This is a genomic window from Corallococcus sp. AB030, assembly GCF_003668965.1.
Lineage (GTDB): Bacteria > Myxococcota > Myxococcia > Myxococcales > Myxococcaceae > Corallococcus > Corallococcus exiguus.
Genome location: NZ_RAWQ01000170.1, coordinates 1 through 24,751 on the forward strand (window position 1 = coordinate 1; position 24,751 = coordinate 24,751).

Here is a 24,751-nt window from a genome sequence, read left to right on the forward strand (position 1 = left end):
GAAGGGGACGGGGCGGCGGGCGGCGCCAGCGTGGACCGGAGAGCCATGGACCCCTGGCTTAGCATGCCTGTACGGGACTCCTGGAGGGCAGGCAGGCGTGGTTTCCGTTCCCTGGCGGGATGGTCCCTGCGACCCTGGGGGCCATGTCGAGCGCCGCCCTGAAGGACTTCCCCGTCGTCGTGCCCTTCCCCGTGCACTGGAGCGAGATGGACGCGTACGGGCACGTCAACAACGCCCGCACGTTCACCTGGTTCGAGTCCGCGCGCATCGCGTACATGGCTCGCGTTGGATTGGTGGGGCCGTCCGCCGCGGGCGCGGACACGACGACCGCGGACGGGGTGGGGCCCATCCTGGCGAACACGCACGCGGACTACCTCAAGCCGGTGGTGTTCCCGGTGAACCTGGTGGCGGGCGCGCGCGTCACGCGCGTGGGCAATTCCTCCATCACCTTCGAGCACGTGGTGGCGGGCGCGAACGACGGGGTGCTCTACACGCGCGGCGGTTCCATCGTCGTGACGCTGCGCTACGCCACGCATGAGAAGGTCCCGGTTCCACCAGCGGTGCGAGCGGCCATCGAGAAGCTGGAGGGACGGTTGGACTGAGCGTGCGGAGGGGCGGTCGTCGGGCCCGTCCCCGAGTCCAACAGCGTGACCTTCCGCGCGCACGGCGGTGCGGTGGTCGGGGTGTCCACCGAGGAAGCGGGCACCACCTTCCGGGTGCACCGGCCTCGCGGCTGTTGATCAGCCCGTGCCCAGCGGGTGCATCCGCACCGCGCAGAGCAGCTCCGCCACGCGCTCGGGTGCGGGTGGCACCGGGCCCACCTTCGCGAGCTTCCCCGCCGCGAAGGCCGTGCTCCTCCGGGCGCAGGTCTCCAGGTCGTGGCCTTCCAGCCTCGCCGCCAGCACTCCCGCGACCAGCGCGTCGCCCGCGCCCACGGTGCTCGCCACCTCTACGGGCGGCGGCAGGGCCCGCCACGCGCCGTCGTCCGACACGAACAGGGCGCCGTCCGCTCCCAGCGACACCACCACCAACCCGATGCCTGTCGCGTGCAGCTCGCGTGCGGCTCGAGCGATTTCGCCAGCGTTCCTCAGGGGGCGTTCGACCAGTTCTTCCAGTTCGCGCGCGTTCGGCTTCACGAAGTCCGGCTTCGCGGCCACCGCGTGGCGCAGCGGTGCTCCGCTCGTGTCCACCGCCACCACCGCGCCCTTCGCTCGCAGGCGCTCCGTCAGCGTGGCGTAGATGGACGCGGGCACTCCCGCGGGCACGCTGCCGGACAGCACGAAGCAGCCGTTGTCCTCCGCGAGCGCATCCAGCGTCTCCAGCAGCGCGGCCAATGCCTCCTCCGGCACGCGCAGGCCCGGCAGGTTGAGGTCCGTCACCGCGCCGCTCGTGCGGTCCACGACCTTGATGTTCACGCGGCTGGAGCCCGGCAGCCGGAGGCAGCGGTCCTGGATGCCTCGCTCGCGGAACAGCGTCTCGAACAACGGCACCGAGTCCTCGCCCAGGAAGCCCGTGGCCGTCACCGGCCTCGTGCCTCCCGCGAGGAACGCCGCCACGTTGATGCCCTTGCCTCCCGGTGTTCGCGTCTCCGCCACCACGCGGTTCACCGCGCCCGCCGTGAACCCCGGACACTCCAGCGTCTGGTCGATGGCCGCGTTCAACGTGACCGTCACCACGCCCGGCTTCGTCGGCCTCACGCCTTCGCTCCCTTCCGGGCCAGCAGGCCGCGCACCAGCCCCCGCACCTCGGCGGCGTTGCCGCACTCCAGCGCGGCCCGGGCCACGTCTTCCGCGTCCGCCATGGAGATGCCCCGCAGCAGCGCCTTCACCGCCGGGATGCTGGGGATGGCCACGCTCAACTCCGTGACACCCAGGCCGGACAGCACCACCGCGCCGGACGGGTCTCCCGCGATGCCGCCGCACGCGCCCACCCAGATGCCCGCCTTCTTCGCCGCCTTCACCGTGAGGTCCACCATGCGCAACACCGCCGGGTGCAGGCCGTCCGCCTGGGACGCGAGCACCGGGTGCTGCCGGTCCATGGCCAGCAGGTACTGCGTCAGGTCGTTGGTCCCGATGGAGAAGAACGACACGTCCCGCGCCAGTTGCTCCGCCATCATCACCGCCGAAGGCACTTCCACCATGATGCCCGTCTCCACTGGAGCCGCGCCCACTTCGCGGCGCACGGACTCGGTGATGGCGCGCGCCTTCGCCAGCTCCTCGGGCATCGCCACCATGGGATACATGATGCGGACCGGGCCCTCCATCGACGCGCGCAGGATGGCGCGCAGCTGTGTGCGGAACAGGTCCTCCCGTTCGAAGCACAGCCGGATGCCGCGGATGCCCAGGAACGGATTCGACTCCGCTGGCAGCGACAGGTAGGGCACGTGCTTGTCCCCGCCGATGTCCAGCGTGCGCAGGATGAGCGGCAGGCCGTTCAGCGCGCGCACCATCGTGAGATACGCGTGGAGCTGCTCCTCCTCTCCGGGCGGTTCGTCACGGTCGAGGAAGAGGAACTCCGTGCGCATCAGGCCCACGCCCTCGCCGCCCGCGTTCACGGCCTTGCCCGCGTCCGCGGCCTCGCTGATGTTCGCGGCCACCTCCACGCGCCTTCCGTCGAGCGTGATGGCGGGCCGGTAGCGCTCCAGCTTCTCCGCCTCGCGCCGTGCGCGGATCCGCTCGCGCTGGTGCGCGGCCCTGGCCCGGTCCCGCGCCGAAGGGCCCACGACGAGCACGCCCGCGTCGCCGTCCAGGATGCAGTGTTGCCCGTTGCGCAGGTCCAGCACCGACGGCCCCACCGCCACCACCGCCGGCAGGTCCAACGAGCGCGCGATGATGGCCGTGTGCGACGTGGTGCCGCCGCCCGCCGTGCACAGGCCCAGCACCATGGCGGGGTCCAGCTTCGCGGTGTCAGACGGCGCCAGGTCCTCCGCCAGCAGCACCACCGGATGCTCCGGGAAGGTGGGCTCGCCCTCCAGCACCCGGGCCAGGGGCCGCAGCACGCGCCGGCCCACGTCCCGCAGGTCGGCGGCCCGCGCGGCCAGCACCGGTTCCTCCAGAGCGGCCAGCGCCTCCGCGCGGTTCTCGAAGACGCGGCGCCAGGACTCGCCCGCGCTCAGGCCGGTGTCGATGAGGCCGTGCGACTCGCTCAGCATCTCCGGGTCGTCGAGCAGCTCCAGGTGCGCCTTGAAGATGGCGGCCCGCTGCGCTCCGGCCTTCTGGAGGAAGCCTTCGTGCAGCTGGCGCAGCTCCGCCGCCGCTCCGGCCAGGGCCGCCTCCAGCAACTGGTGTTCCCGCGCGGCGTCGGCGGCCCGCTCCTCCACCTCCAGCCGTTCGCGTTGGAAGGCCCACACGGGCCCGGCCGTGATGCCCGGCGACGCGGACAGGCCCGCGACCAGCGTCCCCTCGTAGTCGAGCACGGCGGAGGGCACGGGCTCCGGTGCCAGCGCGCGAGCGGCGAGCGGGCCCTCGCCCAGGCCGACGTCGAAGGCCTCCTGCAAGGCGAGGAGCACCGCCGCCGCGTCGTCCCCCGCCGAGGTGAGCGTCAGCGTCGAGCCGCCCCGGGCGCCCAGGCGCAGCAACGACAGGAGGCTGCGGGCGTTCGCCTGCCGCCCCTCGTGGTGGACGGTGACGTCCGCATGGAAGCGGCGCACCACCTCCACCACCATGGTGGCGGGACGCGCGTGCAGGCCGTGCGGTGACGGGGACAGGACCTGGAGCGAGAGGCCCTCGAACACGGGAGCCGCTGGCTGCTCCAGCGGAGCGACGGGGCCTTGGAGCGCCTCGATGATGGCGGCCGCGTCCAGGGTGGAGGCCAGGGCCACGGCCCGGGCCTCGTCGTCCAGCACGCCGGTGAGGTTGGCGAGCACCTGGAGGTGCTCGTCGGACCTCGCGGCGATGCCCACCACGAGGTGCGCATGGCCGTCCTCGCTCCAGACGACTCCGGCGGGGAACTGCACCACGACGACGCCCGTCTGGCGCACGAGGTGGCGCGCCTCCGGCAGGCCGTGCGGAATGGCGATGCCGTGGCCGAGGAACGTGGCGGACACCTGCTCGCGCTTGAGCATGCTGTCGACGTAGTCGGGCGAGATGAAGCCGGACTCCACCATCACCTGTCCGACCAGGCGGATGGCCTCCGCCTTGTTCGTGGCGGACCATCCCAGGCGGACCTGTGACGGCGTCAACGACAGCATCGGTGCTCCTTGCCTCGGGTGCGCGCGAGCTTCACGCGGGGAATGACGGTGCATCCTGCCCGGTGTCCGCCCCCGCCCGCGCGGGCCTCCCGAGCCCCGTCTTCCGGGTAACAACCCCCGGAGGAGAAGACCTCCCGGCCCCAACCTGGCTCCGACATGACGGACAGGCGACGTCCGGCGTCCGTGCGCGTGACGGCCCGCATGGGGGTGTTAAAGGAGGAAGCCGTCATGTCTGACAGCGTCCTGGACTTCTACGAAGGGCTGGCCGAGGAGTACCACCTGCTCTTCGCGGACTGGGAGCAGTCGGTGGACCGGCAGGGCGCGGTGCTGGACGCGCTCCTGCGCCGCTCGGGGGCGCCGCCGCCGCGCCGGGTGCTGGACTGCGCGTGCGGCATCGGCACGCAGGCGCTGGGGTTGGCGGCGCGGGGCTATTCCGTGCACGCCACGGACCTGAGTCCCTCCGCGGTGGCGCGCGCGGAGCGGGAAGCGCGCGCCATGCACGTGAGCATCACCACCGGCGTGGCGGACATGCGGATGCTGGACTGGCAGGTGCCGGGCACCTTCCACGTGGTGATGTCGTGCGACAACGCGATGGCGCACCTGTTGGAGGACTCGGACCTGGACGACGCCGCGACCGCGATGGCGTCACGCCTGGTGCCTGGAGGTCTGCTGGTGGCGAGTCTGCGCGACCACTCGGCGCTGCTGGAGAAGCGGCCGCGCTTCACGGCGGAGCGCGTGCTGGACACGCCGCTGGGCCGCCGTGTGCTGTTCCAGGTCTGGGATTGGGCGGTGGATGAAAGGCAGTACACGGTGCGCCAGTTCATCCTGCGCCAGGAGTCCGGCATCTGGCACACCACCGAGCACACCGGCGTCTACCGCCTGCTGCAACCCGTGGAGCTGGAGCAGGCGCTCACCCGTGCGGGCCTGGTGGATCCGCGCTGGTACACGCCGGAGGAGACGGGCTTCAACCAGCCGCTCATCACCGCGCGGAAGCCCTGAGCATGACAGGGAGGAGCGGCGCCCCGTGACGGCGCACGGTGTCCGCGACCTTCCACCACACGCGGGCCTTGTGTGCCCCGGCTTGCAGCGTCTCCATCAGGTGCAGGGACGGCATCAACGCGAGCAGGAGGTGCAGGGCCAACAGCCAGCCCAGCCCTTCCCGGGCGAACGACGGGAGCGGCTTCGACTCCTGGGGCGGAGCTGACGACCTGTCCATGGCATCCCTCGTGACGACAGTTGTAGTCAGGAGCGGTATGCCATGGCTACAGTTGTAGTCAAGAGGCCTTGTCGCGAGGCAGGGCCCAGATGTCTTCAGCGGGCCGGTAGGCGCGGGCGTCCTTTCCGGCGGTGCCGTGGGCCTTGGTGTCGAGCAGGCCCGCGTGCCAGAGGTTCTGTTTGAGTTTGAAGACGGTGGACGGGTTGATGTCCGGCCCCCGCAGCCCGGGCTTCAGCGTTCCGGAGGGGTCCGCGAGGAAGAGGGCTGTCGCCAGCGCCGGGTCGTCATGGCCCGCCGCCACGGCCAGCTCCGGCAGCGTGAGGCTTCCGCCGTGGTCCGTGAGGGTCCGGTGGATGAGGCGCACCGCGGGCTGCCGGATGAGGACGAAGCGCGCCACGGCGGCGAAGGCCGCGTGCACGTCCAGCAGGCGCTTGCGCTTGTCGTAGCGGGTGTCGGGGTCGAACTGGAGCGCGGACAGGAGGTCCGCCACGGTGCGGCCTTCGAGCGTGGGCTTCCAGTCCAGGTCCAGCAGCCCGAGCGTGTTGGCGCCCGTGGCCGCGTGGCGCCGGGAGCTGTCGCTCCCCAGGTCCTTCCAGTGCGCGGCGAGCGACTTCAGCAGCGCTCCGGAAGGAGCACCCCGGTCCGCGAGGAACGCGGCCGCGAGGTAGTTGAGGGGATGGTTGAGCTGGAGGCTGCGCGCGGCGGGGACGCCTTCGAGCAGCGACGAGGCCTGGCTGACGGCGCGAGGCAGTGGGGTGGGGTCCGCGGGGGGAATGACCTCTACCCAGTGCTTCGCGTCCCGGGCGAGGATGCCGACCCCGATGCTCCGCGCCTGCGCCAGGGTGGGGGCGCGGAGGTCGGCGGCGGAGGCCGGCAGCGCGAGGTACGCGTGATGGACGCCCGCGCGGTAGCTGTGCGCCAGGCCCAGGCCCTGGACCCAATCCCTTTCAGAGGCCTTCACCTCGATGCCCGTGACGAGGACGCCCTCGGGCCGCGCCACGCTGCACAGGATGTCCGGCCGGGTGCCCTCCAGCGTGAGCCGCGTCATGGGCTCCAGCTCCCGGGCGAACGGGCTGCGGACATACGAAGGATGCGCATCCACCAGCAGGTGCAGGACGCGCGACCTGCGCAGCCCGTGCTTGAGCAGGTGGTGCTTCAACTCGCGGACGACCCTGGCTTCGGCGTGGGGCATGAGGCTCAGGCGCGCTTCGCGTCCGCGGGGGCGTTGGGGTGGCGCGCGAGCATCATGCGCAGCTGGGGCTGACGGCGGACCAGCTCCTGCTTGAGCAGGTGTGCGATGAGCGCGGGCGGCGCGGCGCTCCAGCGCGCGATGTTCTGCACCAGCATGGGCGAGCGGTACGTGCGTCCGCACAAGAGCGACGTCGTCTTGCCGTCCACCGGCATGCCCACGAGCGCGCCCAGGGCCCGGCCTTCCGTGTTGAGGATGAGCTCCACCTTCTCCTCGGACGGGCCGGTGGAGAAGCGCTGGCGCAGGAGCTCGCGCGCGGTGCGGCGGGTCTGCTCCGGTACGTCCCGGTCCACCGTGAGCTTGTGGTGCTCCATCAGGCGGCGCATCGCCCACAGGCGGCGGAAGAGGGCGGCCGGCAGCTGTGGGTTGCGCACGAGGAAGCGGCGCACGCCTGTGTCCGCGGCGAAGGCGGCTCGGGCCACCAGCGCCTCCAGGCCCACGGGGTTGCGGTGGTGCCTCGCGATGAGCCGTGCGTGCGCGAGGCCCACTCGCGAGTTCTCCAGCACGGCCTTGATGACGGCGGGCACCGGGTCGAAGCACAGCGCGGACAGCTCCGGGTCCTCCGCCCCATGCGCGAGCGCCACCCGCTGGTCTTCCGGCAGCGCGTGCAGCCGCGTCTCGAAGAGCTTGCGGTAGTCGCCCTGCACCGTCTCCGGCACGTCGTCCGTGGCACCGGCGTCATCGTCGTCGGCGCCGTCCGAGGACTCCGCTTCCGGCAGCGGCTCCGTGTCGCTCGCGTCGAGCGACGGCGCGGGATGATCCGTGAACGGGGCCGGAGCTTCCGGCGGTCGCACCGTGTTCACGGGACTCGCGACCTCCGTGCCCGGCAGCAGCGCTCCCTGGGACACCAGCCTCGCGAGGATGTCCCGCAGCTTGTCTGGCGGGAACCCTGTCAGGGCGGGCAGGTCCTTCTCGCGCGTGTGGCCATCCAGCCGCGACAGCACGAAGCCCTCCTCCGCGTTCAGCGGGAGCCGCCGCAGGTCCACCGTCGGGTTCAGCTTGGGCGTCCAGTCACTCATGCGCGCCCCCGAGTCTTTCACGACACGCGCGGTTCGCGCCTCCCTCCGTCAGGGCCGTCCTCACCGGATTGTTCCCGGTCCGTCCGAAAACGACGGGCCGCGTCGGGGACCGCCTGGCTGCTCTCCTGCCCTCGGCCCCGTCCGGGTTGCGTCGGTGCAGGCACGAAGGTGGCCCGCATGGGTTGACGAGAGGCGGGCAGCTGGACACAACTTCACTTCATGTCCGACCGCATCCAGACCTATGCCGAGTTCTGGCCGTTCTACCTGCGCGAGCATTCGCATGCGTCGACACGCTGGCTGCACCTCGCCGGCACCAGCCTGGGCGTGGGCCTGGGTATCACCGCCGCCGTCACCGGACGCGGCGCGCTGATTCCCGCCGCCCTGGTGTGCGCCTACGGCTTCGCGTGGGCCAGCCACTTCAAGATCGAGCACAACCGCCCCGCGACCTTCAAGTACCCGCTCTGGTCGTTCATCTCCGACTTCCGCATGGCCGGGCTGATGCTGATGGGCCAGCTGGGTCCGCACCTGGAGCGCGCGAACTCTGGCGTGACGGCCGCCGCCACCCTGGCGCCGGCCCCCGTCGAAAGCCGCTGACGTTCGCGAAGCCTCGGTCCACTACCTCTGCGGTGGAGGACCGAAGCGGCCCGCGCGGTACCCCGCGAAGGACCTCATGATGTCCTCCTGGGTGTCCCCGATGAACGGCCCGTGGCTCACCAGCGGCTCGCGCTGCGGTTGACCGGCGTACAGCAGCACTCGCGCCCGCGTCGTCCCGGTGACGTGGACCGTGCTGTCTCCGCTCGACACCGGCCGGTCCAGCCAGCCCACCTGCCCGGGCTTCAGCGCCTGGCGGTCCGGCCCCACCGCGACCTCACCCTCCAGCACGTAGAAGAAGCCGTTGTACGAAGCGGGCAGGTCCTGCGCGATGGACGCACCCGGCTCCAACTGGAGCTCCGCCAGCGTGACGGGCACATAGTTCTTCGTCGCTGACCGCACCGTCCCCGACGTGCCGCTGTACAGCCGCACCTCCACGCCCGGCTCGCGCCGCACCGGAAGCTCCGCGTACGGCAGGTCCTGGTAGCCCGCGGGCACCCAGCGCTGCGCCTTGGGCAGGGTGAGCCAGAGCTGGAGGATGCGAGCCTGGCCCAGGTCGCCCTCCAGGCCCTCGCCGTGGATGACGCCACTGCCGGCCGTCATCCACTGCACGTCGCCTTCGCCCAGGCTGCCGCTGTCGTGGGTCATCCCGCCCTTCACCACGAGGGTCACCGTCTCGAAGCCCGCGTGCGGATGCGGCCCGCCAATGGGCTTGCCGTCGATGCGGTCATCCATCAACAGGATGAACGGATCCGACCGCGCGTAGTCCTCCGGTGAGATGACCGGCACCACCGTGTGCGCGGGCCCGAACTGCCCCTGTGTGGGCTCGGGCAGGTCGATGATCCGCGCCAGCCTTCGCTCCAGGACATCCATTCGCTGCGTGCTCATGACGGTTCCCTCCTTTCGGTTCAGCTCAGCGCCGGGTAGCTCGTGAAGCCCTGCTCCTCGCCCTGGAAGAAGGTCGACGCGTCCGGCGTGTTGAGCGGGGCGGACCGGCGGAAGCGCTCCGGCAGGTCCGGGTTCGCGAGGAACGGCACGCCGTACGCCACGAGGTCCGCCTCGCCGCGCTCGATGACCGCTTCACCGGCCTGCGCGTCGTAGCCCCCGTTGGCGATGATGACGCCCGGGAAGGCCTTGCGGATCGCCGGAGTGATGCGCTGCTCGGGCGCCGGAGCGGCGGGGCCCGTGACGAGCTCGGTCACGTGCAGGTAGCCCAGGCCCAGCTTGCCCAACTCGCGGGCCAGATACGTGAAGGTCTCCGTGGGCGTGGAGTCGTGCATGCCCGTGTACGGGAAGTTCTGCGGGAAGAGCCGGTAGCCCACGCGGTCCGCGCCGAACACCTCCGCCACCGCCCGCGCCGCCTCCAGCGGGAGGCGCGCCCGGTTCTCGATGCTGCCGCCGTACGCGTCCGTGCGCTGGTTGGAGCCGTCCCGCAGGAACTGGTCCAACAGGTAGCCGTTGCTGCCGTGCAGCTCCGCGCCGTCGAAGCCGGCCTCCTTCGCGTTGCGAGCGGCCTGGCGGAACTGCTCGACGACGCCGGGAATCTCATGCGTCTCCAGGGCCCGGGGCGTCACCGCGCGCTTCTTGCCCTGGAACGTGAAGACCTCCTGCTCAACCGGAATCGCGGAGGGCGCCACCGGCAATTCGCCCCCGTGGAAGTCCGGGTGCGAGACGCGCCCCACGTGCCACAGCTGCGCGAAGATGAGCCCGCCCGCCGCGTGGACCGCGTCCGTCACCTTCTTCCAGCCCGCCACCTGCTCTGGCGAGTGGATGCCCGGCGTGCGGATGTACCCGACGCCCTGGGGGCTGACCTGGGTGCCCTCGGTGACGATGAGGCCCGCGGACGCCCGCTGCTCGTAATAGGTCACCGCCAGCGGGTTGGGGACGTTGCCGTCCACCAGCGCCCGGCTGCGGGTCATGGGGGCCATCACCAGCCGGTTCTTCAGTTCGAGCCGGCCCAGGCGGAGAGGGGAGAGGAGCTTGAGTGTATTTGCCATGGCCGTTGAATGCTCCAGGCGCTATGGACGTGCCATGGCATCCAGTCCAAATAAATTGACCGATCGTCCAGACTCGCTGGAGGCTCAGGGGGCGGATGTCCTGGCGGACGTCCTGGACACCCTGCGCCTGTCCACCCGGATGCACGGCCGCTTCGAGCTGTTCGCCCCGTGGGGGCTCCAGTTCGGGACGTCCCCGGGTGCGCACATCATCCTTGTCGCGCGCGGCGGGGCCCGTTTGGAGGTGGAGGGTGTTCCGGGGGCCCTGGTGCTGTGCGCGGGAGACCTGGCGGTGCTGCCGCATGGCGGAGGGCACACGCTGCGCGACGCGGAAGGCAGCCCCGTTCATGTCCTGGCGCATGGGGCCTGCGCGAACGCCCGAGGAAAGGGTTCCATCCGGTTGGGGGGCGACGGCGAGCGGACGACGCTGGTCGCGGCGTCGTTCCAGCTGGGCGTCGCGCCGCGCACGCTCCTCTTCAAGGAGCTTCCCCGCGTCATCCACCTGGCCGCGGACGACGCGGCGACGGCGCCGTCACTGGCGTCCACGGTGCAGTTGCTGCTGACGGAGAGCGCGTCGTCGCACCCGGGCGCCACCGTCATCATGAGCCGGCTCGCGGACATCCTGCTGGTGCAGGCTCTGCGGGCGCACATCATGAAGTCGGAGGTGTCGTGCCGGGAGAGCGGGCTGCGGGCGTTGGCGGATCCGCAGATTGGCAAGGCGCTCGCGCTCATCCACGAGCGCCCCGAGGAGCCCTGGACGGTGGAGAGCCTCGCGTCCGCCGTAGCCCTGTCGCGGTCCGGGTTCGCCGCGCGCTTCAGCGAGCTCGTGGGGGAACCGCCGCTGGAGTACCTGGTGGGATGGCGGATGATCAAGGCCGCCCAGCTCCTGCGCGAAAGCGAGCTGCCTTTGAGCGAGGTCGCTCCCGCCATCGGCTACCAGAGCGAGGCGTCCTTCAACCGGGCCTTCAAGCGTTGGGACGGGACCGCTCCCGGCGCGTATCGGCGCAGCCACCGCCGGGCGTGAGTAGGGAGTGAGCGGTCCGTTGGAGGCGCGATGCCTCAACCTGACCGACAGTCGAACGGGTCTTCCAAGGCCGCATCGGCCACGCTCTTCTCAGTGCATTCCCCTCGGAACTCGCAGGTGGAGCATCCCGGAGCGGCTGGAGGCGGTGGTTGCCCGCTGTTCGGCTTCACGAGGCGGTCCTCGGGTGCCGTGTCCTGCTCCGCGGTCGACACGAGGTCGTCGAATCGATGCTCCTCCACGCAGTGGTGTGTCTGCGACGCGTTCTGCCCAGGGGCTGACGTAGGAGCGCCGGGGTCACGCTCTTCCGTGCAGGGGTGTGTCTTTGGCGCAGAGTCCTGCGTGGCTGATGTCACGGGGGGAACGTGGGCTTCAGGTGAAGCCTTCTCCTGGGAAGCAGGGGCAAAGGCATTCAGTACGCGCTCATCGCGCACCTTCAGCAGCGCTGGCAGCTCATGCTGAAGTGCCTGCACGTCGCGCTCGTTCAGAATCGCCATCACGCGGAAGGCCCACTCGCGCAGCGCCTCTCCGCCCATGAGCGGCAGCAGTTGGGCGGCTCCTCCCAGGAAGGCCCGCTGCAGGGACTGAACGAGGAGGACGTGCCCGGGACGCGCCGCCACCCGCGCCGCATGCCGCAGCAACTCGAATTCCGCCCACGCGCAGACTTCGCCCGACTCCCAGCGCGCCGCGTCCTGGAGCTGGTAGCACGTGCTCCCCAGCCGGTCCAAGTCGAGGTCCGAGGCCCTCGCGCAGCAGTCGGCCAGAAGCTCCACCAGCACCTGACGCTTGAGGCTGAAGTAGCCCTCCAGCAGCCACCGGGCATCCGGGTTGCTCGCGTCATGCAGCGCCAGCCCCAGATTCTCCAGCGTCAGCGACTCATCCAACGCCACCGCGCGCGTCTTGCGTCCGGGACGCTGAACCACCAGGCCTCGTGCCGCCAGCCGCCGCAGCGCCTCACGGATGGTGCCCCGACACACCTCATAGCGGCGCGCCAGCTTCGCTTCGGAGCCGAATTGTCCGCTCGGGTGCAGACGCCCCAGCGCGATATCGCGCTCGATTTGCGCCTCCACATAGGCCACGAGTCCTCGCCGTTCCATCCCCACTCCCCCTCCTCGTCCCAGCATCGCCATCCAACCACAGGGGTCTGACATGGACGTGCGAGCCCACCCTTCTCATTGCCAGCCAGGGGGCACCCTCCGGGCCCGGTCGGAGAAAAACCTGTCCGACTGTCGGACAGGTTTTGAGGCAACCGGCCCCGGGCGGGCGCCTCCATCCGTGACCCATGTTGGCGTTCGCGCACGCACGACGTCGCGCCCTGCCGAACGAACCAGCGCGGCCACAGGCCCCACGCCGCGGAAATCTGTCCGACAGTCGGGCAGGTTTTGAGGCAGCGGTGCCCGGGCAGATGCCTCTGCCCGTTTCCCGACTTGCCGTCCGTGCACGCACCCCATCGCAGCGTTCCGTGAGGCGTGCGTCCTCGCGGAGAACTTCGGGGCGCAGGGCCTGGTCACGGACTACTGGTGGCCTGCATGGGGCTCAGCCTTCTTCTTTGGGCGGCGGACCGCGGAAGGCATCCAGCTTCTTCGCGGCCTCCAGCTTCACCACCTTGCCCTCCTGCGCGGAGCGGTAGAGCGCTTCGATGATGCGCACGTCCGCGAGGCCCTCCTCGCCCGGCGTGTGCGGGACGGTGTTCTCCTGCACGCAGCGAGAGAAGTGGTCCATCTCCCGGGCGAACTGGCTCGGCTGGCTGAAGCTTCGCTCCACCGTGTCATCTGCCTTGGGGAACGTCTTGGACTTCATTCCCACGCGCAGGCGCAGTCCGCTGTAGGCGAAGCCAGGGTCCATGGACGCCCAGCCGTCCGTGCCCATCAGCCGCAGGTCCTTGGTCTCGTGCGCGCCGTAGTGGCTGGTGCAGTGCGCCTGGAAGCCGGAGGGGAAGCGCAGGTGGAAGGCAAAGGACTCCTCCACCTCCTTGAAGCGCGGGTCGTTGGGCGTGCTTTGGCTGAAGCCCTGCACCTCCGTGGGCTCCTCGCCGCTGAAGTAGCGCGCGGCGGAGAGGCAATAGATGCCCACGTCCGGCAGCGCGCCGCCGCCCGCCAGTGCCTTCTTGTGGCGCCACTGGTTGGGTTCGCCCTGGTTCTGGCCGTTGTTCGCGGTGAAGAGCTTGAGCGTGCCCAGTTCCTTGTTGCGTGCCATCTGGATGACCGCGCGGTGGTGCGGCTCGTACTGGAGGCGGTAGGCGATGCCCAGCTTGCGGTCCGCCTTCTTGCACGCGTCGATCATCTGCTGGCACTCGGCCGAGGTGCTGGCCATGGGCTTCTCGCAGAACACGTGCTTGCCCGCCTGCGCCGCGCGCACGGTGAACTCCGCGTGCATGCTGTTGGGCAGGACGATGTAGACGGCCTGCACCTCTGGGTTGTCCTTGAGCTGATCAAACGACTTGTAGTCGTAGAGGCCTTTGTCCGGCACGCCGTACTGCTTCGCGATGGCCTGCGCCTTCGCTCGGTCGCCGCTCACCAGCGCCACCACTCTGCCGCGCTTCATCTGTCCGAAGGCGGGGAGGATTTCCTCGAGCGACAGGTGGCCCAGGCCCACCACGGCCCAGCCCACGCGCTCGGATTCAGGCTGTGGGTTGGGTGGACCGGGACGCTCGCGCTCCGTCTTGGCGAAGGTGTCCGGCAGCTTCACCTGCGGCGCGGCGGCGAGCACCGGGGGCATCCACGCGCTCGCGGTGAGGAGTCCCCCCGTGGCCTCCAGCATGCGCCTGCGGGTCCACAGCCGGGATGCGTCGTCCATCATGCGCGGGCCTCCTGGGGCCTGGTGTCGGTGCGTGATGCGGCCGGAATCCAAGCGTCGGATGGGACGAGAGGGGTGGGCTTCGCTCGGCCGACGTGGGGGGCTGTTGGAAACAGAATCGAGGCGGCGTGTGCTGCCTCACATGACGACCTCTCCTGAACAGCGCGGTGATGCCGCGTCCTTCGCTTCCTATTTCGCCCACCGCGCCGTCGCCGAGCGCGGCTTCGTGTGGGGCGCCCCCGACGGAGCCCAGGCCCTGGCGGGCGCCGCGGACGTGGTGGTGCACCGGTGGGACGCACGCGGGCTGAAGCTGGCGTGCATGGTGGACCGCGCGCGCGACCCGGAGCGGCGCTTCGCCCTGACGCGCGAAGAGGTGACGGCGCTGGCTTCGCGCTGCCTGGATGCTGGCGCGGCGCGCTCCCCAGCGCGGCACGCGTCCATCGAGGTGTTCGAGCTGGGCAGTCCGCCCACGCCCGAGGACCGGGCGCGGCTGGGACCGCTGCGCAGGGCCTCGGGCGCGGAGGGCATCGACATCACGCCGTGGATCCTCGACCCGTCCACTGGAGCGCTCTGGTCCGGTGCTCCGCTGGGCGGCTTCTTCGTCGGACGGCGCTTCTTCCAGGAGGTGATGCGCGGCCATGCCGCCGCGCACCGGCCTCCCGCGTAGCACGCGTCAGGCGGAGGCGGGCCGGCTCCGGTCGTGGCTGGAGAAGCGCCACGTGCTGGGGAAGCCCCGCTCCGCGAGGAGCGCCTGGCACTTCGACAGCCGCGCCTCCACGTCGGACGTGCGCGGGTCGAAGAGCAGCCCCGCCACCGTTCCGCTGTGCGCCACCTGGAGTCCCACCGCGCCGGAGGCCTCCATCACCTCCAGCAGCAGCTCGAAGTGGGGCTTGGGCAGGAAGCGCTGGTTGATGCGCGCGCTGGCCGTGGCCACCTCGCCCAACAGCCGGTAGTCCCCTGTCGCGAGCGCCCGCTCCAGCGATGCGCGCAGGCGCTGGAACTCCTCGATCTCCTCGCTGTCGTAGCGAGCGGGCGCGTGGGCCAGGGTGTCGACGCCCTTGCCGCCGGGGTCCAGGTTGATGCTCACCACCCGCAGGTCGAGCACCTCGCCGCTGAAGCGGTGGAGCACCACGCCCTCGCGATGACCGAAGATCAGCGCGCTGTTGCCGAAGATGGTGGAGTCCGACGCCGTCTCCGCCTTCACCGCCAGCCGCGCGGTGTCCTCCGGCGTCAGCGGCCGGCCCAGCGCCGCGGACACGGCGCGGATGGTGGCCACCACGTCGCTCGTGGAGGAGCCCAGCCCCCAGCCCACGGGGATGTTGCTGTGCACCACCAGGTGCGCGCCGCGCGGCTCCACGCCCGCCCATTCCAGGGTGAGCGCCGCGGCCCGGGCCGCCTTGGTCTTCCACGCGGGCTCCACGGTGAGCCCCGCGCCGGACGTGAGCTGGAAGCGCGCGTCCGAGCGAAGCATGCCGCAGGGCAGCGACAGCAGCCCCCGGTGCAGGCGCCCGTCCGCGTCGCGGAACACGCCCTGGAGCAGCTCCCCGTGGTGGCCCACGGCGTCACCCCGGCCCTCGGGGGAGAGCGCAGGGGCCGCTTCCACCACGGGCACGGCCGTGATGGAGGCTTCGTGAGACAGGGCCAGCGCTGTGTCTGGCGTGGGGGCCCGGGTGGCCAGGGCCTCGCCGACGAGCTTCTCCAGGCGGTGGATGGTGCGGTGCTTGAGCAGTTGCCGCAGGCCCAGCGTCACGCCGAACTGATCGGTCATGCGCGCCAGCAGCTGGAGGGCGCGCATGGAGTGCCCTCCCAACTCGAAGAAGTCCGCGTGGATGCCCACGTTGGGCAGGCCCAGCACGTCCTTCCAGAGCTCCGCCAGCCGCTCCTGGAGCGGCGTCTGGGGCGCGACAGGCGGCGCGGCGGGCCCTTCGTCACCAAAGGCCGGGGGCAGGGCGCGCTCATCCACCTTGCCGCTGAGATTGCGGCGCAGGCGCGAGACGAACTGGTAGCGCTCCGGCAGCATGTAGTCCGGCAGCGTCTTCGCGAGGAAGTCCTGGAGTCGTGCGCCGTCCAGGAGTCGCCAGGCGGAGGGCTCGCCTTCCGCGTGCGGGTGCTCCATCCACACGCTCGGGTCGTGGTACTCGGCGAAGCCCCGCTCCACGTCCACCGCCACCGGCTGCATGGTGCCCGGGAGCGCGTACTCGCCGGACGCGGTGAGCCGCTGGCCGCTCCAATGTTCCCACGAAGCCAGGTCCGCGCGGATGTACTGCGAGCGCGACTCCACGTGGAGCATCCGGCCGCCCACGCGCTCGTGGATGCGCAGCCATGGGTCCTGGAGCTGTCCGTCCTCGCGGCGCGCGTGGCACCACTGTTCGAAGGACAGGTCGGGACGCGACGCCTTGCCGGTGGGCCGCACCGGGACGACCACCCGGCCCAGCCCGTGCGCGCGCGCCAGGGCCTTGAAGCCCCTCAGGATGAGCGTGGCGAGCCCCCGGCCCAGGGCGTCCTCGGCCACCACGCCGGTGAGGATCATCAGCGTGTCGGCGGGCACGCCGCGCGCCGCGTCCTCGAAGCCCTGCCGCAGCCCCGCGTCCCAGCCCGCGGGCAGGCCCTCGCGCGTGCCGTCCCAACGGATGGGCAGCGCGTTGCCGGCGGCCACCACCGCGTCGTCCTCGTCGACGAGCGCGAACTGGTGCGCGGCGAACTCCTCCGCGAGCCGCGGCCAGAACTCGCGCAGGACGGTGTCCCCCGCGAAGAAGTCCGGCCACGCGCCCACATGCAGGTCGTCCATGGCCCGCTTCAGCTCCGGGCGCTGGGCGAGCGTGAACATCCGGTAGCGCAGGCCCTCCCCTTGGAGCGTGCTCGCGGCCTCGTGCAGCTCCACGGTGGCCACCAGGCCATCGCCGCCGCCGGGCTTCTTCGCGTGCCGCACGATGCAGCCGGCCACCGCCGGGTGCGCGGCGAGCCGGGATTCAATCTCCTCCAGCTCCACGCGGTTGCCGCGGACCTTCACCTGCTTGTCCACGCGGCCGATGAACTCGACGTCGCCCGCCTCGGTGTACCGGCCCAGGTCCCCGGTGCGGTACATCCGCGTGCCCGCCTCCTGGTGGAAGGGGTCCGGCAGGAAGGCGCGAGCGGTGCGCGCCGGGTCGCCCAGGTAGCCTCGCGCGAGTCCCGGCGTGCTCACGTACAGCTCGCCGGTGACGCCGAAGGGCACGGGGCGCAGCGCTTCATCCAACAGGTAGAGGCGCGTGTTGGCGATGGGCCGGCCCAGCGGGACGATGTCGCCCTCCACCGGCCGCGCGCAGTCGAAGCGGCTGGCATCCACGGTGACCTCCGTGGGGCCGTAGTGGTTCGCCAGGCGGGTGGGGAACGTCGCGAGGAACGCGTCGCGCAGCTCGCGCGGCAGGTACGCGCCTCCGGAGAGGACCCGCCGCAGCGACGGCAGCTCCGGGATGCGTCCGGCACGCCGCGCGTCCACCAGCTCCCCCAGCATCAGGGGCACGCACTGGAACAGGGTGATGGCTTCGCGGCGCACGACCTCCGCCAGGTGCTGGGGCGAGCGGGCCGCGGCGTGCGGCGGAATCACCACGCGCGCGCCCACGGTCAGCGGCCAGTAGAGGTCCAGCACGAACGGGTCGAACGTGAACGAGGTGAGCAGCAGCACCGCGTCGCTCGCGTCCAGCGCGTAGTCCCGCTGGGTGGAGGCGACGACGTTGGCGATGCCCCGGTGCTCGATTTCGATGCCCTTCGGCACGCCCGTGGTGCCCGACGTGAACAGCACGTAGGCCAGGGCCCGGCCACCCGGTGAGCCCTCCGGTGCGGTGGAGGGCCGGGCTGCCACGGCGGCGCGCTCCGCGTCCATGGAGAGCACTGTCAGCCCCGGGCGCTGGAGGCTTGTGGCCAGCGGCCCCGAGGTGATGAGCAGCCGGGCTCCGGCGGCGTCCAGCACCTGTGCCTGGCGCTCCTCGGGATGCTCCGGGCTGACGGGCACGTACGCGGCGCCCGCCTTGAGCACGGCCAGCAGCGCGAGCACCAGCTCCGGTGACGGCTCCAGGCGCACGCCGACCCGGTGCTCCGGGCCCACGCCGTGCGCCAGCAGGTGGTGGGCCCAGCGGTTGGCCTCGCGGTCCAGCTGCCGGTACGTGAGGTGTCCGCCCTCCCACGAGAGCGCCACCGCGTCCGGCGTGCGCTCCACCTGCGCTTCCACCAGGCGGTGCACGCCGGTGTCCGCGTCGAAGGGCAGCGCCGTGTCGTTGAACGCGTGCAGCAGCCGCTGCTCCGACGTCGTGGACAGCATCCGGTAGTCCGCGAGCGCGCGGGTGGGGTCCGCCACCAGCTGTTCGACGAGCGAGAGGTACTGCTCCAGCATCCGCTCCGCGGTCGCGGCCTTGAACAGGTCGGTGTTGTAGTTGAGCCGGACGATGACGCCGCTGGCGACATGGTCCACGATGTACGTGAGGTCGAACTTGGACGTCTCGCTCTCGGCGACCTCGATGCCGCGCAGGAACTCCAGCTGGAGCCCTTCGAAGCGGACCTCGTCGGCGAGCCGCAGCTTGTTGTTCTGCAACCCGTACATCACGGAGAAGAGGCGGTTGCGGGACAGGTCCGTGTCCGGGTTCAGCTCCTGGATGGCCAGCACGCTGGGGTAGACGTGGTGGTCATACGCCTCCGCCGCCGTCTGGCGCGTGTCCTCCAACAGGTGCTGGAAGGTCATGCCCGGCCGCACGGTGCAGCGCATGGGCAGCGCGGTGGCGAAGAGGCCCAGGAGCGGCGCCACGCGCTCGTCGTCGCGGTTGGCGATGGGCGTGCCCACCACGAAGTCCCGCTGTCCGCTCAGCCGGTGCAGCTGCGCGTGCAGCGCGGAGAGGAAGACGATGTTGAGCGTGGTGTGGTGCCGGCGGGCGAAGGCGTCGATGGCGGCGCTCCGCTCCTTCGGGATGACCCGGTGGACCTCCGCGCCGTTGAACGTCTGGAAGGCGGGGCGCGGGAAGTCGAGCGGCAACTCCAGGGGTGGCGGGAGCGTGGCGAACTTCTGGAGCCAGTAGCGGCGCTGGGGCTCCAGGCCGCCAGAGGCCACGGCGTCGTGGATCCACGCGGCGTAGTCCACGTAGCCCAGCCGCAGCTCCGGCAGGCGCGGGGCGCGCGCCGCGCGGAAGGCGTTGTAGAGCTCGCTCAGCTCCCGCGCCAGGTTCATGGTGGAGGTCTCGTCCCAGATGATGTGGTGGACGAGGAAGAGGACGAGGAAGCGGCCGCCGGAGAAGTGCGCGAGCTTCACGTGGAACATCGGGCCGTTCTCGAAGTCGAGCGACATTCCGCTGTGCCGCCGCGCCAGCCGCTGCACCTCCGCGTGGAAGTCCGCGTCCGGGACGTCGCGCCGGTCCAGGTACAGCGACTCGCGGGTGACGGCCACGTGTGGGCGGACGCGCTGCACGGGCTGGCCGTCCACGTAGCCGAAGTGCAGCCGGAAGATGTCGTGGCGGTCCACCAGCGTCTGCCAGGCGCGGGTGAAGGCGTCCAGGTCCAGGTCGCCGGTGAGCACCAGGTCGCCGATGCATACGTTGTAGAACGGGCTGTCTGGCTCCAGCTCGTGCATGTACCACTCGGGGAACTGGTACGTGGCCAGCGGGTAGTGCGCCCGGGGCTCCAGCCTGCGCAGGGGCGGCAGCGCCACCGCCGGCGCGGCACCGTCCGCGGGGACGCTCTGCAAGGCTTCGATGCGCTGCGCGATGCGCGCCACCGTCTGGCCCTCGAAGAGGTCGCGCACGGACAGCTCCACGCCGGTGAGGGCGCGCAGCTTCGCGTTGGACTGGATGGCCACCAGCGAGTGCCCGCCGAGCGCGAAGAAGTTGTCCTCCGCGCCGACGCGGGGCAGGCCCAGCAGGTCCGCCCAGACGTCCGCGACCCGCTGCTCCAGCGGCGTGCGGGGCGCCACGTAGGCGGTGAGCGACCCGAGGTCACCCTCTCCCGGCGCGGGGAGCGCGTTGCGGTCCACCTTGCCGTTGGGCAGGAGCGGCAGCGCGTCCATCAGCACGAAGGCGGACGGCACCATGTAGTCCGCCAGCCGGCTGGACAGGTACTCCGCGAGCGCGGCCGGGGTGACGGCCTCCGCCTCCTTGAGGACGGCGTAGGCCACCAGCCGCTTCGCGTGCCCCTTGTCCCCGCGAGCGATGACGACCGAGTCCCGCAGGTCCGGGTGCTGGGCGAGCGCGGACTCCACTTCGCCAATCTCGATGCGGAAGCCGCGGACCTTCACCTGGTGGTCGATGCGGCCCAGCACCTCGATGCTGCCGTCCTCCAGGAAGCGCACCAGGTCTCCGGTGCGGTACAGCCGCTGGCCGGGCTCCGTGGCGAACGGATCCGGCACGAACGAGCGGGCCGTCTTGAGGGGGTCCCCCAGGTAGCCGCGCCCCACGCCGACGCCGCCGATGTACATCTCCCCCGCGACGCCGATGGGCACCGGCTGCAGGAAGGTGTCCAGGATGTACGCCTGGAGGTTGGGCAGCGTGCCGTTGATGGGCAGGCTGGCCCAGTGCATGGAGGGCGCGGACCGCATGGGGTAGTGCGCGCTGTCGTCGGAGACCTCCGTGGCGCCGTAGGCGTTCACCATGGGCACGCCCGGCCAGAGCTTGAACCAGCGCGCGCACAGCTCCGGGAGGAGCGGCTCCCCGTTCACGATGAACCAGCGCATGGCGGAGAGGTCGTAGCGGCCGGGGTTGGCCTCCATCTCCTCCAGCATGATGCGCATGTGCGTGGGCACCGTCTCCAGGACGGTGACCCGTTCGTCCCGCATCTTCGCCAGCAGCTGGACGGGCTCCCACGCGGACTCGTCCTTGAAGATGGCGGTGCGCGCGCCCACGAGCAGCGCGCAGACGAACTGCCACACCGACACGTCGAAGCTGGGCGTGGCGATTTCGGCCACCACGTCCCGGGCGGTGATGCCCAGCGTGTCCTGCTTCGCACGCAGGTGGTTGAGCATGCCGACGTGTTCAATCATCACGCCCTTGGGCATGCCGGTGGAGCCCGACGTGAAGATGACGTACGCGAGCGCCTCCGGCGGCACGTGCACGTCCGGACGCGTCCAGGGGGCGTCCTGTTCCAGCAGCTCCGTCACCCGCGCCACGGGGCGGCCGGAGGCGATGTCCCGGGCGTCCGCGAGGTGGCGCTCCTCCGTGAGCAGCAGCACGCACTGGCTCTGCTCCACGACGGAGCGCAGCCGGTGCCGGGGCAGGGCCGGGTCGATGGGCACGTACGCCCCGCCCGCCTTCCAGACGGCGAGCATGGCGATGAGGAACTCCAGCTCCCGGTCCAGGAAGAGCGCGACGATGCGGTCCGTGGACACGCCCGAGGCCAGCAGGTGGTGCGCCAGCCGGTTGGCCCGCGCGTCCAGCTCCCGGTACGTGAGGGAGCGGCCTTCACACACGGCGGCGAGCGCGTCCGGCGTGCGGTCCACCTGGGCCTCGAAGACCTGGTGGAAGCACTCGTCGCGCCGCCAGGGCACGTCCGTACGGTTCCAGTCCAGCAGCTGGCGCTGGTGTTCCGCGGGGGTGAGCAGCGGCAGCCGGGAGAGGCGCTGGCGCGGGTCTCTCGCGGCGCCCTCCAGCAGCGTCTGGTAGTGGCCCGCGAGCCGCTGGACGGTGGCCGCTTCGAAGAGGTCGGTGTTGTACTCGAACCAGGCGACCAGGCCGTCCTTGTCCTCGGTGAGGCTCAGGGTCAGGTCGAACTGCGCGGAGCCCGTCTCCACGTCCACCGGCGTCAGCGTCAGGCCGTCCAGCTCCAGGCGGGGTGGGGGCATGTTCTGCAGCGCGAACATGACCTGGAAGAGGGGCGGGCGGCTCAGGTCGCGCGGCAGTTGCAGCGCCTCCACCAGTTTTTCGAAGGGGACGTCCTGGTGGGCGTAGGCGCCCAGCGTCGTCTGGCGCACGCGGCCCAGCAGCTCCACGAAGCGCGGGTCGCCGGAGAGGTCCGTGCGCAGGGCCAGCGTGTTGACGAAGAAGCCGATGAGCCCTTCGGTCTCCACGTGGCCGCGGTTGGCGATGGCGCTGCCGATGACGACGTCCTCCGTGCGCGCGTAGCGGCCCAACAGCACGTTGAAGCCCGCCAGCAGCGTCATGAAGAGGGTCACGTCCTGGCGGCGCGACAGCTGCTGGAGCGCGTCCGTCAGCGCCCTGCCCAGCTTCCAGGCGTGGCGTGCGCCCCGGTAGCGCTGCGCGGCCGGGCGGGGCCGGTCCGTGGGCAGCTCCAGCGAGGGCGGCGCTCCGGACAGCTGCTGCTTCCAGTACGACAGCTGCGCGTCCAGCCGCTCGCCGCGCATCCACTGGCGCTGCCACACGGAGAAGTCCCCGTACTGCACGGCCAGGGGCGCGAGCGCCGCGTGCTGCCCGGAGGTGAAGGCGCCGTAGAAGGCGGCCAGCTCGCGCACGAAGACGCTGATGGACCAGCCGTCGGAGATGATGTGGTGCATCGTGACGAGCAGCACGTGCTCCATGCCGCCCAGGTCCAGCAGGCGCGCGCGCAGGAGCGGACCCGTGGCCAGGTCGAAGGGCCTGCGCGCCTCCTCCTCCACGCGCTGGCGAACGGCGTCCTCGCTGGCGCCGGACAGGGCCTCCACGTGCACCGGCACCTCCACCGTGGGGTGCACCCGCTGCACGGGCTGTCCGTCCACCAGCGCGAAGGTGGTGCGCAGCGTTTCGTGGCGCTGCACGAGCGCCTCCATGCTCTTCGCCATGGCCTGGACGTCCAGCGGCCCCAACAGCCGCACCGCGCCCGCGACGTTGTAGGCGGTGAGGCCGGGCTCCAGCTGGTCGAGGAACCACAGCCGCTGCTGGGCGAAGGACAGCGGCAGGGCCGCGTCCCGCGGCGCGGGGACCAGCGGCGGCAGGGCGTCCCCCGAAGCCTCGGCGCGCGCGCTGTCCACGCGGGCCGCGAGCCCCTCCACCGTGGCCGACTCGAAGAGGATGCGCAGCGGCAGCTCGGTGCCCAGCGCGGAGTTGAGGCGGGACATCACCTGGGTGGCCAGGAGCGAGTGGCCGCCCAGCTCGAAGAAGTTGTCGTGCCGTCCCACGCGGGGCACGCGCAGCAGGCTCGCCCAGGTGCCGGCGATGAGCTCCTCCGTCGCGCCCTGGGGTGGCAGGAAGGCCTGCGCCGCCTGGGGGCGCAGGGGCGCGGGCAGCGCGCGCAGGTCCACCTTGCCGTTGATGGTGAGGGGCAGGGACTCCAGCAGCATCCACGCCTGGGGGATGAGCGACTCCGGCAGCCGCTCCTTGAGGAAGCCGCGCAGCTCCTCGACGGTGGGCGCCGTCTGGCCCTGTCGAGGGACGACGTAGGCCACCAGCTCCCGGGAGGACGCGGCGGGGGCGTCCTCCCGCGCCAGGTTTCGGGCCGGCGGTTCACGCTGTTCGGAAGGGGATTCGGAGAGCCGGCGGTGCGTGGACGACATGTTGGAGCGGTCCTCGGGAGGGTTGTCGGCGGAAAGGGGGGATGCGGCGCGCGGGCGCGCAGCCTTGGCTCAGAAGTAGGACTGGAGGACGCCACGGCGGCGCACGTCGAGCGTGGCGCAGTGGAACGAACCTCCCAGCCGGTAGAAGTTCGTGAAGTTGCAGGTGATGGGCTTGAAGCCCCAGTCCTTGAACGCGCGGATCAGCGTGTGCTCGTTCTTGTCCACGACGAGGCGCTGCTCATCGAGCATGAGGATGTTCATGCTCAGCCACTTGCCGCTGAAGTAGAGGATGAGGTCGTCCGAGGCGCAGGGCGGCGGCGCGCGGAGGATGTCCCACGACTTGAACATCCGCGGCAGCTCGTCCACGCGCTCCGGGTTCACCAGCAGCTTGCCGGGCGCCAGCGGCATGAACGTCGTGTCGATGTGCATGGGCTTGGTGTCCCGGCACTTCAGCTCGTGGATGCGGTACTCGCTGCCCAGGTGCCGCCGCAGCCACTCCACGCCGAACGCGTTCGTCACGTGGCTGCGGATGTAGAAGAGGTCCCGGCCGCAGCGCACGAAGTCCGCCGCGTCGAAGAGCGGCTCGAACTCCGTGAGGGCGTAGCGCATGGGCTCGTCGTCACCCGGCACCTCCCAGGTGTCGTCGAACGACTCGTCCGTCAGCTGCGGCTTGGGCGCGGAGGTCCACCGCGCGCCCGCCTGGAAGTACTCTTTCAATAGCTTCCGGTAGGGATGTACTTCGAAATAGCGGGAGCGCCACGGCATGGGCGTCTCGATGAGCTGGTCGCCCACGACGAGCAGCAGGTCCCGGGGCATGGCCGTGTAGAGGCCGCCCGGCGACTGCCAGTCCGGCGTGGAGAAGGGCTTCGTGTGCGAGACGCGCTCGGGGCGGCGGACGCGGATGCCCTCGGCCTCCAGGATGTGAGCGAACTCGTCCAGGTCGCGGTTGGCCGCGTCCACCATGTCCTGGGGGAAGGGCTTGCCGCCGTGCTCCTGGAAGAAGCCCCAGTGCTTGCGGGGCATGGTCGACTTGAGGGTCACGTGCCACGAGGGCACCGTGGCGCCGTCCGCGACGCCGACGATGACCTCCTCGAGCGGATCCCATTCGGTGTGCGAGGAGACCACCGGAAGCGACTGGGACTGCGGGACCAGCGACGGGTGCTGCGAGGCCAATTGGAGGTTGGTGCGTTGCATGGCGTGTCTTCTCCGCGGGGGGTGAGGGTCAGGGCAGGGGATGAGG

General features: G+C 71.2%; 16 protein-coding genes. 5 read left to right on the forward strand and 11 right to left on the reverse strand.

Annotation, left to right across the window (positions count from 1 at the left end; all coding sequences use genetic code 11):
• Positions 1–143: 143 nt before the first annotated feature.
• Positions 144–602 (forward strand): thioesterase family protein, encoded by a 459-nt coding sequence (locus tag D7Y15_RS31725; protein ID WP_121754927.1) that lies wholly within the window; start codon positions 144–146, stop codon positions 600–602.
• A 138-nt stretch (positions 603–740) separates the two neighbouring features.
• On the opposite strand, the gene pfkB is transcribed toward D7Y15_RS31725, so the two are convergent.
• Together pfkB and ptsP are read right to left on the reverse strand one after the other, a co-directional pair.
• The gene (gene pfkB, locus D7Y15_RS31730) at positions 741–1,697 is read right to left on the reverse strand and encodes a 1-phosphofructokinase (protein WP_121754917.1); all 957 of its coding nucleotides are present in this window, start codon (positions 1,695–1,697) and stop codon (positions 741–743) included.
• Positions 1,694–4,189 carry a phosphoenolpyruvate--protein phosphotransferase gene (ptsP, locus tag D7Y15_RS31735; RefSeq protein ID WP_121754918.1) on the reverse strand — a complete coding sequence of 832 codons (2,496 nt, stop codon included), beginning with the start codon at positions 4,187–4,189 and terminating at the stop codon, positions 1,694–1,696. The genes pfkB and ptsP overlap by 4 nt, the downstream gene beginning before the upstream one ends.
• 228 nt (positions 4,190–4,417) lie before the next feature.
• On the opposite strand from ptsP, the gene D7Y15_RS31740 reads away from it, so the two are divergent.
• Complete coding sequence (locus D7Y15_RS31740; RefSeq protein WP_120578983.1) at positions 4,418–5,188, forward strand: bifunctional 2-polyprenyl-6-hydroxyphenol methylase/3-demethylubiquinol 3-O-methyltransferase UbiG; 771 nt, start codon at positions 4,418–4,420, stop codon at positions 5,186–5,188.
• On the opposite strand, the gene D7Y15_RS31745 is transcribed toward D7Y15_RS31740, so the two are convergent.
• The 3 genes from D7Y15_RS31745 to D7Y15_RS31755 are packed head-to-tail and all read right to left on the reverse strand — an operon-like array spanning position 5,169 to position 7,673.
• Positions 5,169–5,405: a hypothetical protein gene (locus tag D7Y15_RS31745; RefSeq protein ID WP_121754919.1), complete on the reverse strand. Its 237-nt coding sequence runs from the start codon at positions 5,403–5,405 to the stop codon at positions 5,169–5,171. The genes D7Y15_RS31740 and D7Y15_RS31745 overlap by 20 nt on opposite strands.
• A 58-nt stretch (positions 5,406–5,463) precedes the next feature.
• On the reverse strand, positions 5,464–6,597 hold the full coding sequence (locus tag D7Y15_RS31750) for a hypothetical protein (RefSeq protein WP_121754920.1): 1,134 nt from the start codon (positions 6,595–6,597) through the stop codon (positions 5,464–5,466).
• Positions 6,598–6,602: 5 nt separating this feature from the next.
• Positions 6,603–7,673, reverse strand: coding sequence for a hypothetical protein (locus D7Y15_RS31755; RefSeq protein WP_167547781.1), 1,071 nt, complete (start codon positions 7,671–7,673; stop codon positions 6,603–6,605).
• 219 nt (positions 7,674–7,892) lie between these two features.
• On the opposite strand from D7Y15_RS31755, the gene D7Y15_RS31760 reads away from it, so the two are divergent.
• A complete protein-coding gene (locus D7Y15_RS31760) occupies positions 7,893–8,267 on the forward strand; it encodes a DUF962 domain-containing protein (protein ID WP_120578987.1) in 375 nt (124 codons plus the stop codon).
• A 21-nt stretch (positions 8,268–8,288) separates the two neighbouring features.
• On the opposite strand, the gene D7Y15_RS31765 is transcribed toward D7Y15_RS31760, so the two are convergent.
• Both D7Y15_RS31765 and D7Y15_RS31770 read right to left on the reverse strand, forming a co-directional pair.
• Complete coding sequence (locus D7Y15_RS31765; protein ID WP_121754922.1) at positions 8,289–9,152, reverse strand: pirin family protein; 864 nt, start codon at positions 9,150–9,152, stop codon at positions 8,289–8,291.
• Between the two features lie 20 nt (positions 9,153–9,172).
• A complete protein-coding gene (locus D7Y15_RS31770; protein ID WP_120578989.1) occupies positions 9,173–10,261 on the reverse strand; it encodes an alkene reductase in 1,089 nt (362 codons plus the stop codon).
• 55 nt (positions 10,262–10,316) lie between these two features.
• On the opposite strand from D7Y15_RS31770, the gene D7Y15_RS31775 reads away from it, so the two are divergent.
• Positions 10,317–11,282, forward strand: a complete 966-nt coding sequence (locus D7Y15_RS31775; protein WP_233597232.1) for an AraC family transcriptional regulator — start codon at positions 10,317–10,319, stop codon at positions 11,280–11,282.
• A 35-nt stretch (positions 11,283–11,317) separates the two neighbouring features.
• On the opposite strand, the gene D7Y15_RS31780 is transcribed toward D7Y15_RS31775, so the two are convergent.
• On the reverse strand, positions 11,318–12,382 hold the full coding sequence (locus D7Y15_RS31780) for a FadR/GntR family transcriptional regulator (RefSeq protein WP_121754923.1): 1,065 nt from the start codon (positions 12,380–12,382) through the stop codon (positions 11,318–11,320).
• Between the two features lie 433 nt (positions 12,383–12,815).
• Entirely contained in the window at positions 12,816–14,078 is a 1,263-nt protein-coding gene (locus D7Y15_RS31785; protein ID WP_121754924.1) for a Gfo/Idh/MocA family protein, read from the reverse strand.
• A 139-nt stretch (positions 14,079–14,217) separates the two neighbouring features.
• Between D7Y15_RS31785 and D7Y15_RS31790 the strand changes: the two genes are divergently transcribed.
• Positions 14,218–14,742 carry a hypothetical protein gene (locus D7Y15_RS31790; protein ID WP_121754925.1) on the forward strand — a complete coding sequence of 175 codons (525 nt, stop codon included), beginning with the start codon at positions 14,218–14,220 and terminating at the stop codon, positions 14,740–14,742.
• Positions 14,743–14,748: 6 nt separating this feature from the next.
• On the opposite strand, the gene D7Y15_RS31795 is transcribed toward D7Y15_RS31790, so the two are convergent.
• The gene (locus D7Y15_RS31795) at positions 14,749–23,511 is read right to left on the reverse strand and encodes a non-ribosomal peptide synthetase (protein WP_121754926.1); all 8,763 of its coding nucleotides are present in this window, start codon (positions 23,509–23,511) and stop codon (positions 14,749–14,751) included.
• Between the two features lie 69 nt (positions 23,512–23,580).
• The gene (locus tag D7Y15_RS31800) at positions 23,581–24,705 is read right to left on the reverse strand and encodes an amidinotransferase (protein WP_169827547.1); all 1,125 of its coding nucleotides are present in this window, start codon (positions 24,703–24,705) and stop codon (positions 23,581–23,583) included.
• Positions 24,706–24,751 lie beyond the last annotated feature (46 nt).